This is a genomic window from Paenibacillus albicereus (assembly GCF_012676905.1).
GTDB classification, from domain to species: domain Bacteria; phylum Bacillota; class Bacilli; order Paenibacillales; family Paenibacillaceae; genus Paenibacillus_O; species Paenibacillus_O albicereus.
On sequence record NZ_CP051428.1, the window covers coordinates 2,406,788 to 2,420,675 of the forward strand.

General features: G+C 64.1%; 12 protein-coding genes. 8 read left to right on the top strand and 4 right to left on the bottom strand.

The window, feature by feature from the left end; genetic code table 11:
- Nucleotides 1-76 precede the first annotated feature (76 nt).
- From HGI30_RS10605 to HGI30_RS10615, 3 genes are all read right to left on the bottom strand, one after another.
- Nucleotides 77-835, bottom strand: coding sequence for an RluA family pseudouridine synthase (locus HGI30_RS10605; RefSeq protein WP_168907533.1), 759 nt, complete (start codon nt 833-835; stop codon nt 77-79).
- Nucleotides 836-839: 4 nt separating this feature from the next.
- Nucleotides 840-1,703: a class I SAM-dependent methyltransferase gene (locus tag HGI30_RS10610; RefSeq protein WP_168907534.1), complete on the bottom strand. Its 864-nt coding sequence runs from the start codon at nt 1,701-1,703 to the stop codon at nt 840-842.
- A 244-nt stretch (nt 1,704-1,947) separates the two neighbouring features.
- On the bottom strand, nt 1,948-2,289 hold the full coding sequence (locus HGI30_RS10615) for a helix-turn-helix domain-containing protein (protein WP_328805265.1): 342 nt from the start codon (nt 2,287-2,289) through the stop codon (nt 1,948-1,950).
- A 191-nt stretch (nt 2,290-2,480) separates the two neighbouring features.
- Between HGI30_RS10615 and HGI30_RS10620 the strand changes: the two genes are divergently transcribed.
- The 3 genes from HGI30_RS10620 to odhB all read left to right on the top strand — a co-directional run bounded on the left by HGI30_RS10620 (nt 2,481) and on the right by odhB (nt 8,396).
- Complete coding sequence (locus tag HGI30_RS10620) at nt 2,481-3,929, top strand: aldehyde dehydrogenase family protein (protein WP_407945024.1); 1,449 nt, start codon at nt 2,481-2,483, stop codon at nt 3,927-3,929.
- A gap of 336 nt (nt 3,930-4,265) precedes the next feature.
- Nucleotides 4,266-7,118 (top strand): 2-oxoglutarate dehydrogenase E1 component, encoded by a 2,853-nt coding sequence (locus tag HGI30_RS10625; RefSeq protein ID WP_168907535.1) that lies wholly within the window; start codon nt 4,266-4,268, stop codon nt 7,116-7,118.
- Between the two features lie 6 nt (nt 7,119-7,124).
- On the top strand, nt 7,125-8,396 hold the full coding sequence (gene odhB, locus HGI30_RS10630; protein ID WP_168907536.1) for a 2-oxoglutarate dehydrogenase complex dihydrolipoyllysine-residue succinyltransferase: 1,272 nt from the start codon (nt 7,125-7,127) through the stop codon (nt 8,394-8,396).
- Nucleotides 8,397-8,513: 117 nt separating this feature from the next.
- On the opposite strand, the gene HGI30_RS10635 is transcribed toward odhB, so the two are convergent.
- Nucleotides 8,514-8,786 (bottom strand): exonuclease, encoded by a 273-nt coding sequence (locus HGI30_RS10635; RefSeq protein WP_168907537.1) that lies wholly within the window; start codon nt 8,784-8,786, stop codon nt 8,514-8,516.
- Between the two features lie 454 nt (nt 8,787-9,240).
- Here HGI30_RS10635 and HGI30_RS10640 point away from each other — a divergent pair, with 454 nt between their 5' ends.
- The 5 genes from HGI30_RS10640 to HGI30_RS10660 all read left to right on the top strand — a co-directional run bounded on the left by HGI30_RS10640 (nt 9,241) and on the right by HGI30_RS10660 (nt 13,797).
- Nucleotides 9,241-9,687: a Fur family transcriptional regulator gene (locus HGI30_RS10640; protein ID WP_168907538.1), complete on the top strand. Its 447-nt coding sequence runs from the start codon at nt 9,241-9,243 to the stop codon at nt 9,685-9,687.
- A gap of 166 nt (nt 9,688-9,853) precedes the next feature.
- Nucleotides 9,854-10,561 (top strand): metal ABC transporter ATP-binding protein, encoded by a 708-nt coding sequence (locus HGI30_RS10645; RefSeq protein WP_168907539.1) that lies wholly within the window; start codon nt 9,854-9,856, stop codon nt 10,559-10,561.
- On the top strand, nt 10,507-11,400 hold the full coding sequence (locus HGI30_RS10650; RefSeq protein ID WP_168907540.1) for a metal ABC transporter permease: 894 nt from the start codon (nt 10,507-10,509) through the stop codon (nt 11,398-11,400). The genes HGI30_RS10645 and HGI30_RS10650 overlap by 55 nt, the downstream gene beginning before the upstream one ends.
- Nucleotides 11,401-11,427: 27 nt before the next feature.
- The gene (locus HGI30_RS10655; RefSeq protein WP_168907541.1) at nt 11,428-12,450 is read left to right on the top strand and encodes a metal ABC transporter substrate-binding protein; all 1,023 of its coding nucleotides are present in this window, start codon (nt 11,428-11,430) and stop codon (nt 12,448-12,450) included.
- 150 nt (nt 12,451-12,600) lie between these two features.
- Complete coding sequence (locus HGI30_RS10660) at nt 12,601-13,797, top strand: GTP-binding protein (protein ID WP_168907542.1); 1,197 nt, start codon at nt 12,601-12,603, stop codon at nt 13,795-13,797.
- The last annotated feature ends 91 nt before the right edge of the window (nt 13,798-13,888 follow it).

A 13,888-nucleotide genomic window follows, 5' to 3' on the forward strand; every position in this document is an offset into this window, starting at 1 on the left:
CGGCTTCCCCTTTCAGGGAAGCCGGCTCGGCCCTTCTTGCGTTGATGCTGGGATTCCGCCGGTGCTGCGGCGTCCGTCAGCCAGGCGCATGCTGGACGGCGGACGCCGCCTGCTCCAGCTGCTCCTGCGTCCATGCCGTCCAAGGCGGGATGCGCGGCGGAAGCGAGCGGAACTCCAGCCATTCCTTGGTCACCGGGTGCGCGATGCCTGCCGCGGCCGACCAGAGCGCGATGTCGGCGTGGCCGCCGCGAGCGGCCGCTTCGCGTCCGGAGGAACCGTATTTGCGGTCGCCGGCGAGCGGACAGCCGATCGCGGCGAACTGGGCGCGGATCTGATGGGGACGGCCGGTATGCAGCCGCACCGCCGCCAGCGGCGAGCCGTCCGCTCCGGGCCAGGTCCGGTAGCTGAGGCGCGCCTCCTTGGCGTCGCCCGTCGGCTGGGCATGAGCCGTCACGACGTTGCGGGAGACGTCCTTCTGCACATAGTGGAGGAGGCTGCCTGCGGGCGCGTCCGGCGCAGCCGTAAGCACGGCGAGATACGTCTTGCGGAACGCGCGCGTGCGCACCGCATCGGACAGCCGGCTCGCCGCCTTGGACGTCTTGGCGAACAGCATGACGCCGCCGACGGGGCGGTCGAGCCGATGCACGAGGCCGAGGAACACGTTGCCCGGCTTGTCGTAGCGGCGCTTCAGATCGGCCTTGAGCAGCGTGAGCATGTCCGGATCGCCGCTCTCGTCCTCCTGGGAGGGCACGCCGGGCGGCTTGACGACGACGAGCAGATGGTTGTCCTCGTAAAGGATCGGGAGATCGGGCGTGCTGCCGGAGCGACCGCTCACCGGATCAAGCCTCCCAGCGGCCGAGGATGCCGCAAGGCAGCATCATGCCGGACGCGGTGATTGGCAGGCCGATCTCGCCGCAATGGATGGACCCGCCGAAGCGCTTGCGGGCGGTCATCTCGAGCAGGTTGTGCAGCACCTGAGGCGACAGTCCCGTCGTGTAGGAGTTGAGCAGCAGGAAGAGCGGCTTGTCGCTCAGGATGTCCAGGCACGACTCGAGGAACGGGAACAGGCTCGATTCAAGCTTCCACATCTCGCCTCCAGGTCCGCGGCCATACGAAGGCGGGTCCATGATGATCGCGTCGTACTTGCTGCCGCGGCGCTGCTCGCGCTGCACGAACTTGAACACGTCGTCGGTAATGTAGCGCACCGGGCGCTCGGCCAAGCCGGACAGGGCGACGTTCTCTTTGGCCCATTGCACCATTCCCTTGGCGGCGTCCACATGGCATACCTCCGCGCCGGCGGCGGCGCAGGCCACGGTCGCTCCGCCGGTGTAGGCGAACAGGTTGAGCACGCGGATCGGCCGTCCCGCGGATCGGATCTTGTCCATCATCCAGCTCCAGTTGACGGCCTGCTCGGGGAACAGTCCCGTATGCTTGAAGCTGGTCGGCTTGATATGGAAGCTCAGCTCGCCGTAGCGGACGGTCCAGCGCTCGGGCAGTGCCTGGCGGTAGTCCCAGCTGCCTCCGCCGGAGCTGCTGCGGTGGTAATGGCCGTCTGCGGACGTCCAAGCCTTGCGGTCGCCCCGGAACGGCCAGATGATCTGCGGGTCGGGACGGCGGAGCGTCACGTCTCCCCAGCGCTCGAGCTTGTCTCCGTCGCCGGTGTCGATCAGTTCATAATCTTTCCATTGGTCTGCAGTATACATCGATGAATTCTCGGTCCCTTCTGTCATGCGATCGTCCATTCATTATATCGGGAGCGATGCGCCGAATCAATGAAGGCAAAGGACGTCGAACGCGGAGGAACGCAAGGGGAGCGGCGCGGATAATCGGAAGGAGAGGCGGGCGAAGCAGGCGATAGCGGGGAGAACGGAGGTCGGCCGAAGCGGCGGGAAGCGCAGCGGCTTCCGAATGACGGGGAGCCGGATCGCCGGCAAGCGGAGCAAGCCGCTACCCGGCGGATTCGGTCTGCCGCAGAAGCTTCATCATCTGCTCGATATAGAGCTTCCGCTTGTCCGGCTCCATCCGGTTCAATGTCTGGAGCAGGTCGAGCGTGTCCTTGTTCAGTTGCTGAGAGTCGCTTTGATTTTGGTCGCCGCCGATCATATAATCCAGGGAGACCTCGAAGAAGGCGGCCAGCTTCATCAGCGTTTCGTAGACGGGCTGGCGGTTGTTGATTTCATAATGGCTGTAAGCGGATCGGGTGATGCCGATATGGCGGGACACCTCCTCCTGGGACAGGTTCTTGCTGAGTCGCAGCTCGCGCAGACGGTCGCCCATGGTCATGGTCATGTCGGTGGCTCCTTACATCAGACTGAACCTTGGCGGTTCAAAAAAGGCTTGCCTTGCAAGCTCTATATCAAACTTTATGATACAAATTGTATCATGTCAAGCGATGGGGCTTGAAAATCGTGGCATTTAAGCCCGATTTCGGAAGGTCGAGATTGACTTCTATCATGATAAGAGTATCGGAGGGATACAATATGTCGCAAAAGATGCGATTATGGATCGACGGCGCGTGGGAGAAGGGCGCCGGAGAGCTGCCGCTGCGGGCGCCCTTCGGCGGAGCGGAGATCGCCGTCGTCGGCATGGCGTCGCCGGAGCAGGCTGCCCGCGCGATCGAAGCGGCGGACCGGGCGTTCCAAAAGCATCGCCGCATGCCGGCGCATCAGCGCAGCTCCATTCTGTATCAAGCCGCCGACTTGCTGGAGCGAAGGGCGGAGGAGGCGGCGCGGATCGTCGCGCTCGAGGCGGCCAAGCCGATCCGAGCGGCGCGCGCCGAGATCGCGCGCACGGTGCAGACGTATCTGTTCGCGGCCGAAGCGGCCCGCAACCTGACCGGAGAGACGGTGCCGATGGACGCCGCTCCTCGCGGCGAAGGCCGGACCGCCCACGTCCGTCGGGAGCCGGTCGGCGTCGTCAGCGCGATCACGCCGTTCAATTTCCCGTTCAATCTCGTCGCCCACAAGGTCGGCCCGGCGCTGGCCGCGGGCAATGCGGTCGTGCTCAAGCCGGCCGAGCAGACGCCGATCTCCGCCCTGTTCCTGGCAGAGCTGTTCGAGGAAGCCGGCCTGCCGGCCGGGCTGCTGAACATCGTGCCCGGAGACGGCCGCGAGCTCGGGCCGACGCTCGCCTCGCATCCGCTCGTCTCGTTCGTTTCGTTCACGGGCAGCCCCGAGGTCGGCCTGCAGATCCGATCGCTGGCCGGGCTGCGCCGCTCGACGCTGGAGCTCGGCAGCAATTCGCCGCTGCTCGTCGACCGGGGCTTCACGGAGGAGGAGCTCGCCCGCATCGCCGACGAGGCTGCGGCGGGGGCGTTCGCTTACAACGGACAAGTCTGCATCTCGGTGCAGCGCGTGTTCGTGCATGAGGAGCATGCGGATCGATTCGCCGCCATGCTCGCCGAGCGGGCCGAGGCGCTCGTCGCCGGCGACCCGCTGTCCGAGCAGACCGACATTACGCCGCTCATCAGCGCCAAGGCGGCGGATCGATTGAAGGGATGGCTGGATGATGCGCTGAAGCGCGGGGCGGAGCTGCTGTGCGGCGGCAGCTTCGAGGGCAGCCTGATGCGGCCGGCCGTGCTGCGCGGAGTGCCGGAGGACGCCGAGCTCAGCTGCGGAGAAGCGTTCGGCCCTGTCGCCGCGATCGCGCCTTTCCGCGACTGGGAGGAGGCGGTGGCCGCGGCCAACCGCTCCCGATTCGGGCTGCAGGCGGGCGTGTTCACCAAAGACGTGGAGCACGCGCTCCATGCCGCCGCCGAGCTTACGGCCGGCGGCGTCATGATCAACGACGTGCCGACGTTCCGGCTCGACCATATGCCGTATGGAGGGCGCAAGGACAGCGGCAGCGGACGGGAAGGCGTTCGATACGCCGCCGAGGAGATGACCGAGGCCAAGCTCGTCAGCTTCCGCAGCGGCTTTTACCGCTCCTGAGCCGGCATGCGGGTGGACCGCCCCAGGGGACAGAGCGTCCGTTTTAGTCCCTGACCGGGGCCTACGCTGCGTTTGTGCTGTCGGCAATTGTCCCAAACCAAACGGTTTTGTGAACGATCCCGTCACAATTTCGTAAAGGTTGTCGCGAAACGTTGAATAAGCGCTTTATTTTCTTTATAATAGAGGCACAATCGACGCCGAACCTGTTCAATGATTCGTTGTTGTCAGCCGCCCGGTACTCTGCCGGCGGCTTTTTCACGGGCTTGACGCGAGGTTCGGCAGCGCTTGGGTATCATCCGTACCAACCTTTTTCCACTTAACGGAGGTAGTTGGCAAATGACCGACGAATCAAACACGAAAAGGCAATGGAAAGACTTTTTCGGACCTAACCTGGGCTACATCCAGGAACAGTACGAACAGTTCAGCAGCGACCCCGAATCGGTCGACGCTTCCTTCCGCGAGCTGTTCGCCGAATTGGGAGCGCCGCCGGCCGAACTCGGCGTCGAGGCTAGCCGCACGGCTCCGGCCGCAGTGGGACAGGTCGCTGTCGACGCGACGCTGCTCAAGAAGCTCGTCGCTGCCGAAAAGCTGGTGGGCAACATCCGCACCTACGGCCACCTGGCCGCCAACACCGATCCTCTCGGCTTGCGCGCATCCTCGGATACACGCTTGCTCGAGCCATCCACTTTCGAGCTGAACGAATCGGATCTGAGCCGATTCCCGGCTTCCCTCCTCTGGGATCACGCGCCCGCCGGTGTCGCCAACGGCTGGGAAGCGATCCAGAATCTGCGCAATTCGTATACCCAATCCATCGGCTTCGAGTTCAGCCACGTCCACGACGAGACGGAACGGGACTGGCTCAGCGCGAAGGCTGAATCCGGCATTGCCAACGCCTCCCTGAATGTTGAAGAACGCAAGTCCCTGCTGAACCTGCTCGTTCATGTCGAACAATTCGAGTCCTACCTTCACCGCACGTTCGTCGGCCAGAAACGGTTTTCCGTGGAAGGTGTCGACATGCTCATTCCGGTTATCGACGAGATCGTCCGCCAAGCGGTGCAGGACGGAGCCCGTCACATTCTGATGGGCATGGCGCACCGCGGCCGGTTGAATGTGCTTGCGCATGTCTTGGGCAAGCCGTACGAGAAGATCTTCTCCGAATTCCACCATGCGCCGAACAAGGAGCTCGTGCCGTCCGAAGGCTCCGTCGGCATCAACTCCGGCTGGGCGGGCGACGTGAAGTACCATCTCGGCGCGGACCGTTCCGTCGCCGGAGCGCGCATCCTGCTGGCCAACAACCCGAGCCATCTGGAGTATGTCAACTCCGTCGTCGAAGGCTTCTCGCGCGCCGCGCAGGAAGACCGCTCGCAGCCGGGCTACCCGCGTCGCGATTCGAGCAAGTCGCTCGCCATCCAGGTGCACGGCGACGCCGCGTTCCCGGGCGAGGGCATCGTCGCCGAGACGCTCAACTTCACCGGCCTCGACGGCTTCACGAACGGCGGCTCCATCCATATCATCGCCAACAACCGCATCGGCTTCACGACCGACAGCAAGGACTCCCGCTCGACGCATTATGCGAGCGACCTCGCCAAGGGCTACGAGATTCCGATCGTGCATGTCAACGCCGACGATCCGGAGGCCTGCATCGCCGCCGTCCGCCTCGCCTGCGAGTACCGCGACAAGTTCAAGAAGGACTTCCTGATCGACCTCGTCGGATACCGCCGTTACGGCCACAACGAGATGGACGATCCGGAAGGCACGCAGCCGCTCGTGTACGAAAAGGTGCGCGCCCACAAGACGGTCGCGACGCTGTACGCCGAGCGCCTGAAGGCAGACGGCTCCCTGAGCGCCGCCGACATCGACAGGATGATCCAGGACACGCAGGCCGAGCTGCAAAAAGCCTATGATGTCATGAAGGAGCAGGCCGCGAAAGGCAAGCGCCGCGACGAGGGCTCGATCCCGGTCGCGCCGGAGACGACCGAGACGGCCGTGCCGCTCGAGCGCCTCAAGGAGATCAACGCCGCGCTGCTGCAGGTTCCGGACGGCTTCACCGTCTATCCGAAGCTGCAGCGCATCCTGCAGCGCCGCGGCTCGATGCTCGACGAGGGCGAGAAGGTCGACTGGGCGCTGGCCGAGACGCTCGCCTTCGCGACGATCCTCGCCGACGGCAAGCCGATCCGCATGAGCGGCCAGGACGCCGAACGCGCGACGTTTTCGCATCGCCACATCGTGCTGAACGACCACAAGACGGGCGAGAAGTACTCGCCGATGCACAGCTTCCCGCAAGCGAAGGCGAGCTTCGCGGTGCACAACAGCCCGCTGACCGAAGGCGCGGTGCTCGGCTTCGAGTACGGCTACAACGTCTTCTCGCCGGAGACGTTCACGATCTGGGAAGCGCAGTACGGCGATTTCGCCAACGCGGCGCAGGTCATCTTCGATCAGTTCATCTCCGCGGGCCGCACGAAGTGGAAGCAGCGCTCCAGCCTCGCGATGCTGCTGCCGCACGGCTACGAAGGCCAAGGACCGGAGCACTCCAGCGCCCGTCTGGAGCGGTTCCTGCAGCTGTCCGCCGAGAACAACTGGACCGTCGCCAACCTGAGCACGGCCGCCCAGTATTTCCACCTGCTGCGCCGCCAAGCCGCCTGGACGGAGCATGAGGGCGCGCGTCCGCTCGTGCTCATGTCGCCGAAGAGCCTCATCCGCAATCCGCGCGTCCTTTCGCCGGGCTCGGAGCTGGCGAGCGGCTCGTTCAAGCTCGTGCTGGAGCAGGAAGGCCTCGGCAAGAAGGCGTCCGCCGTGCGCCGCCTGATCCTCTGCACCGGCAAGGTCGCCGTCGATCTCGAGGAAGCGCTGGAATCCGCCAAGGATCAGGATATGAGCTGGCTGCACATCGTGCGCGTCGAGCAGCTGTATCCGTTCCCGGACAAGGAAATCGCCGAAATCATCTCCCGCTACAGCAAGCTGGAGGAGATCGTTTGGGTCCAGGAGGAGCCGAAGAACATGGGCGCCTGGACATTCATGGAGCCTCGCATCCGCGAGGTGGCCGCCGGCAAGGCCGTCCATTACATCGGCCGTCCGGACCGCTCGAGCCCGGCCAGCGGACATCAGGAAGTGCACGCCGCCGAGCAGCAGTCCATCCTTTCGCTCTCGCTGCAGCAAAAAGCTCTGAACACGATCTTACTTGGGAGGTAGAAGCAAGTGTCTGACATCAAAGTTCCCGATCTGGGCGAATCCATCTCAGAAGCGACCATCACCAAATGGCTCAAGAAGGAAGGGGACGCCGTAAGCCAAGGCGACCTGCTGCTCGAGCTCGAAACCGATAAAGTCAACCTGGAAATCAGCGCGGAATCCGGCGGCGTGCTCACGAGCATCCTCAAGGGCGAAGGCGACACGGTGCTCGTCGGCGAATCGATCGGCGTCATCGGCGAGGGCGGCGCGGCCGCAGCGCCGGCGCAGCCGGTCCAGACGGAAGCGCCGGTCGCCCCGGCGGCTGCTCCGGCGGCTCCATCGACCCCGGCTGCCGCGGCTCCGGCCGCTCCGGCTCCGGCCAACGCATCCTCCGAGGGCGACCCGATCGCGTCTCCGTCGGCACGCAAGCTGGCCCGCGAGCGCGGCATCGACCTCAACCAGGTGAAGGGAACGGATCCAAGCGGCCGCATCTACAGCCAGGACGTAGCCAGCCACGGCTCCGCTCCGGCGCCTGCGGCCAAAGCTCCGGCAGCCGCTCCGGCTCCAGCCGCGAAGCCGTCGTTCACCGAGCAGCCGGGCAAGCCGGTCGAGCGCACCAAGATGTCGCGCCGCCGTCAGACGATCGCCAAGCGACTCGTCGAAGCTCAGCAGACGGCCGCGATGCTGACGACGTTCAACGAAGTCGACATGACGGCGATCCTCGACGTGCGCAAGCGCCGCAAGGATGCCTTCAAGGAGAAGAACGACATCGGCCTCGGCTTCATGAGCTTCTTCACGAAGGCCGTCGTCGGCGCGCTCAAGAAATTCCCGCTGCTCAACGCGGAAATCGACGGCGACGATCTGATCGTCAAGAAATACTATGACATCGGCATCGCCGTAGCCGCTCCGGACGGCCTCGTCGTGCCGGTCGTGCGCGACGCCGACCGCCTCGGCTTCGCCGGCATCGAGAAGTCGATCTCCGAGCTGGCCGGCAAAGCCCGCAAAAACTCGCTGGCGCTGTCGGACCTGCAAGGCGGCACGTTCACGATCACGAACGGCGGCGTATTCGGCTCGCTGCTGTCGACGCCGATCCTCAACGCGCCGCAGGTCGGCATCCTCGGCATGCACAAGATCCAGATTCGTCCGGTCGCGACGAGCGACACGGAGATGGAGAACCGCCCGATGATGTACATCGCGCTCTCCTACGACCACCGTATCGTGGACGGCGCCGAGGCGGTCCGCTTCCTCGTCACGGTCAAGGAGCTGCTGGAGGATCCGGAATCGCTGCTGCTCGAAGGCTGATCCGCTTCAACTTTACCCTCGAGCGGCGGGCGGGCATCGTACCGTCGCCGCTTCATGAAGACAAGCCCTGGATGAACCTCATCCAGGGCTTGTTGGTTTGCGCAGAAGCGGACGAACCTACATGCTGCGGTTGCAGTACAGGAGCAGCACGATGTACCCGCAGCCGATGAGCACGAGCAGATGCGACAGCTCCGGCAGGTTGATGACGCCGACGAAGAAGACGATGACGCAGGCGATCAGATTATAGAGGGAGACGGTTCGGAACAGCTTGTCGCGGTTGCGGATCCTGCCGGGCGCGAACGCGGCCAGCAGCCACGGCGTGCGCTTGACGCCGGTGAAGAAGGCGATGAGATACATGAACAACGACAGCACGATCAAGTAGAGGTTCATGATGGTCTCCCCTTGAAGGTTCGGATGGGCCAGCCCTCGGCGGTCGAGAGCGTAGTTCTTATTATACGTGGGCGGCTTGGGATGTGGGAGAGCTTTTTTGCCAGGAAAAGGAGAATATCCTGCGTCGCGCCCGCATAGTCCTAGTACGGGGAAACCGATTCCGCGCCGCTCATGGGAGAGGAAGCCGGCCGATAGAAGCCCACGCTTCAGGAGGCGGTTTTCATGAGTACGGATACGCTGATCGCTTTGCTCGCCCTCGTCGTATCGATGATCCATCTGGCGGGGCGCGGCGGCAAGTCGTAGCGGCTGAGGTCCCGGACACCGGCAGGCGGATTCCGCCTGCCGGTCGTCGTCGCGAGCGCATCGGCTCGGCGGGATGGAGCTACCTTGGGCTTGTCCGATTATGGTACAATGAAGCCATCGACTGGAACGTACAGGGAAGGAGGGCGCGATCATGGCGCATACCCATGCGGGCGGCACGGCCAAGGAAATCGTCGACGCGATGGCCCGCGGCGGCTGGCGCATCACCGAGCAGCGGCGCCGGCTGGCAGAAATCTTCGCCGGCTGCGAAGGCTATCTGTCCCCGAAGGATGTCTACGAGGCGATGACGGTCCACTATCCGGGCGTCAGCTTCGATACCGTATACCGCAATCTGCGCCTCATGAGCGAGATGGGCGTGCTGGAGCAGTTCTACTCCATGGACGCGGGGCTCAAGTTCAAGGCGGCCTGCAATCATCACCACCATCACCATCTGATCTGCACGAATTGCGAGAAGACGTTGACGTTCGACTATTGTCCGATGGAGCAGGAGATGAGGCTGCCGGGCAACTTCAAAATCATGAACCATCGCTTCGAAGTCTATGGCCTTTGCGAAGGCTGCCAGAGCGAATCGGGCCGTTAGGCGTTGACAGCCCGCATCGCGGCTGGTACTATACTTAAAGTGTAATGATTACAACTTTCTTCGCTGACCTCGTTCGTGCGGACAGGCAGCGATTTCTTTTGTCCCGAGATGTAAATATTACGATGATAGACGGATCAACCGAAAGACGGAAAGGAAGAAACAGGCCATGATTCTAGCTTCGCTGAACGAAGTGGAGTTCGGCTACAACGATGCGCCGAGCCTTCATAATGCGACGATCGAGGTGAGAAGCCGCGAGTTCGCTGCCGTTACGGGCCCGAACGGCGCTTCCAAGACGACGCTGCTCAAGCTGATGCTCGGACTGCTCAAGCCGTGGAAGGGCAAGACGTTCCTGGCCGCCAAGCGCGAGGACGGCCGGCCGCTCAAGGTCAGCTACGTCCCGCAGCAGATCGCGGCGTTCAACGGCGGCTTTCCGAGCAACGTGCAGGAGTTCGTGCTCTCGGGCTGCCTGAGCAGCGGCTCCTGGCTGAGGTGGGTGACGAAAGAGGACCGCGAGCTGGCCGAGAAGTCGCTGCGGCAGGTCGGCATGTGGCAGCTGCGGGAGAGGCGCATCGGAGAGCTCTCCGGCGGACAGAAGCAGCGCATCTGCATCGCCCGCGCGCTGGCCCAGCGGCCGGACCTGCTCGTCATGGACGAGCCGACGACCGGCATGGACGAGGCGAGCCGCAAAGGCTTCTACGAGCTGATGCGCCATATGGTCGACGCGCACGGCATGTCGATCGTCATGGTCACCCATGGCCTGGAGGAATGCCGGCCGTACCTGGACCGCATCATCGAGCTGGAACGAAAGGGGGAGGGAGGATGGAAATGCTGCACTACGACTTTATGCAGCGGGCATTTTTCGCCGGCGCGCTGATCGCCGTCGTCGCCTCCGTGCTCGGCGTCTATCTGATGCTGCGCCGGCAAGCGCTCATGGCCGACATGCTCTCCCACGTCTCGCTCGCGGGCGTCGCGGCTGGCGCGTTCATCGGCCTCAGTCCGACGCTGTCCGGCTTTCTGACGGCGACGATCGGCGCGGTCGCGGTGGAATATGTGCGCCGCTTCTACAAGACGTACAGTGAGATGTCGATCGCGATCATCATGGTCGGCGGCCTCTCGACGGCGGTCGTGCTCATGAGCCTGAACAAAACGATGAGCAAAAGCTTCACCTCGTACCTGTTCGGGTCGGTCGTCGCCGTGGACCGCTCCCAGCTGGTGCTCATGCTGATCGTCACCGCCGCGGCCGCGCTGTTCTTCTTCTTCCTGCGCCGTCCGCTCTACCAGATGACGTTCGACGAAGAGACGGCCAAGGTCAGCGGCTTGCCGACGGGACTCATCTCGATGCTGTTCAGCGTCATCACGGGCATGATCGTCGCGGCCGCGATGCCGATCGTCGGCGTGCTGCTCGTCTCGTCGCTCATCATCCTGCCGGCGGCGCTCGCCATCCGGCTGACGTCGCGCTTCAGCGCCGCGCTGCTGCTCGCCATGGCGATCGGCCTGGCGGGCGTCCTGAGCGGCCTCACCGCCTCGTACGAGATGGGCACGCCGCCCGGCGGCACGATCGCGTTGGTGCTCCTCGCTTTTCTGGCTCTCGGCGTCGCATCGCAGAAGCTCGTCCGGCTCGTCCGGGCGAAGTCCAAGCATGCTGCCGCGGACACGGAGATGCATTCCTACGGTCCGATACCGAGGCTGGGCGAGGATTCCCATACATCTTGAAGCACAATATGAAGGAGTGAGAGCATCATGGCAAGGCAAAGGAAATGGATGTCCGGCCTGCTGCTGTCCGGCGGCCTGGCGCTTGCGCTGAGCGGCTGCGGCAGCAGCTCCGGCGGAGCGTCGAACGAGCCCGCCGGAAATGGCGGGACCGACGCAGGAGAAGGGGCGAAGCTGAACGTCGCCGCCACGATCTACCCGATGGCGGAATTCGCCCGGCAGGTCGGCGGCAGCCGGGTCAACGTCGTGCCGCTCGTGCCGACCGGCGTCGAGCCGCATGATTGGGAGCCGAGCGCCAAGGACATGGCGGCCATCAGCGACGCCGACGTTTTCGTCTACAACGGGATCGTCGAAAGCTGGGCCGAGCAGGCGATCGGCAGCGCGGCCAATCCGGACCGCGTCGACGTCGAGGCAAGCCGCGGACTGGCCGATCTCGAAGGCAGCGTCGACGATCCTCATCCCGGCGAGGAAAGCGAGGGAGATCCGAACCATGCGGACGAGCAAGGCGACGAGCACGCCGAAGCGCAAGCCAAGGATCCCCATGTCTGGCTCGACCCGGTGCTTGCCCAGCAGGAGGTGCGCGCGATCCAGAAAGCCCTGGAGCAGGCCGATCCGGACTACAAGGACCACTACGCGAAAAATGCCGATGCCTACATCGCCAAGCTCGAGGAGCTGCATCAGCAGTTCGTCTCGCAGCTGGAAACGTCCAAGCGCAAGGACTTCGTCACGTCGCATGCCGCCTTCACGTACCTGGCGGAGCGCTACGGATTGAAGCAGGTGCCGATCAGCGGCCTGTCGCCGGAGCAGGAGCCGTCGCCGGAGCAGATGGCGCAGGTCATCGAGTTCGTGCGGGAGCATCAGGTGAAGACGATCTTCTTCGAAACGCTCATCGACTCCAAGCTGGCCGACACGATCGCCGCCGAGACGCAAGCCGGCACGGACGTGCTCAATCCGCTCGAGGGACTGACGAAGGAGCAGGCGGATCAAGGCGAAGATTACATCAGCGTCATGACGAGCAACCTGAACGCGCTGGTCAAGGCTCTGAACGGCTGAGTCCGGGTAGATGCCCGGCTTGGCCCGAAGGAGCTGTTTTTCCGAGGATTAATCGTAATAATAACGAAAAATTGAGCTGTAACCGAGCTGGCTGAGGCCAGCTTGTTCCTTGCTTTAAAATCGTAAAATTTACAATAAAGGAGAATATCCATGTCCCATTCCTTGCTTCCCGTCACCGTCCTGAGCGGCTATCTCGGTTCCGGCAAGACGACGCTGCTGAACCATGTCTTGAACAACCGCGAGGGCTTGAAGGTCGCGGTCATCGTGAACGATCTGAGCGAGGTGAATATCGACGCCGGGCTCGTCCAGGAGGGCGGCGGCCTGTCGCGCCTCGATGAAAAGCTCGTGGAAATGTCGAACGGCTGCATCTGCTGCACGCTGCGCGAGGACCTGCTCGTCGAGGTGGAGCGGCTGGCCCAGGAAGGACGCTTCGACTACATCCTGATCGAGTCGACCGGCGTCGGCGAGCCAGAGCCGGTCGCCCAGACGTTCTCCTACGTCGACGAGGAGCTCGGCATCGACCTGACGCGCTATTGCCGGCTGGATACGATGGTGACGGTCGTCGATGCCAATCGGTTCTGGATCGACTACAGCTCCGGCGAATCGCTGCTTCAGCGCAGCCAGGCGGTAGGCGAGGATGACGCCCGCGACGTTTCCGACCTGCTGCTCGACCAAGTGGAGTTCTGCGACGTGCTCGTGCTGAACAAATGCGATCTCGTGCCGGAGGAGGAGCTGCTCCGCCTCGAGGGCGTGCTGCGCCGGCTGCAGCCGCGGGCGCGTCTCATCCGCGCCGAGCACGGCCGGGTGGAGCCGTCCGCCATCCTGAACACGGGCTTGTTCGACTTTGACGAGGCCTCCGGCTCTGCCGGCTGGATGAAAGAGCTGGCCAAGCCGGCCCATGCGCCGGAGACGGACGAATACGGCATCTCGAGCTTCGTCTACGAACGCCGAGTCCCATTTCATCCGGAGCGGCTGCGGCGGTGGCTGGGCGATTGGCCCGAGCAGGTCGTCCGCGCCAAAGGCTATGTCTGGCTGGCATCGCGGATGGAGACGGCTCAAAGCTTGAGCCAGGCGGGGCCGTCGATCACCTTTGGACCGGCGGGCTACTGGGCGGCTGCGCTTCCGCGAGAGGAGCAGGAGAGGCTGAAGCGGGACGACGCGGAGCTTGCGGCGAGCTGGCACCCCGTCTACGGCGACCGGCTCAGCCGAATCGTCTTCATCGGCATCGGACTGGACCCGGAGGCGATCACCGGCTCGCTCGACCGCTGCCTGCTGACGGAAGCGGAGCTGGCTTCGGACGCGTCGGTCTTTGTCGATCGGCTCCCCGGAGCGGACGGCGCGGCATGAGGCGGCTCGGCTGAACGGCCTTCGCAGCGGCTGGCAAGCTTCCCGGCCGGCCTTCGCAGCTGCCGCTCCGCTTGCCCGGCGGCTCGCGAAC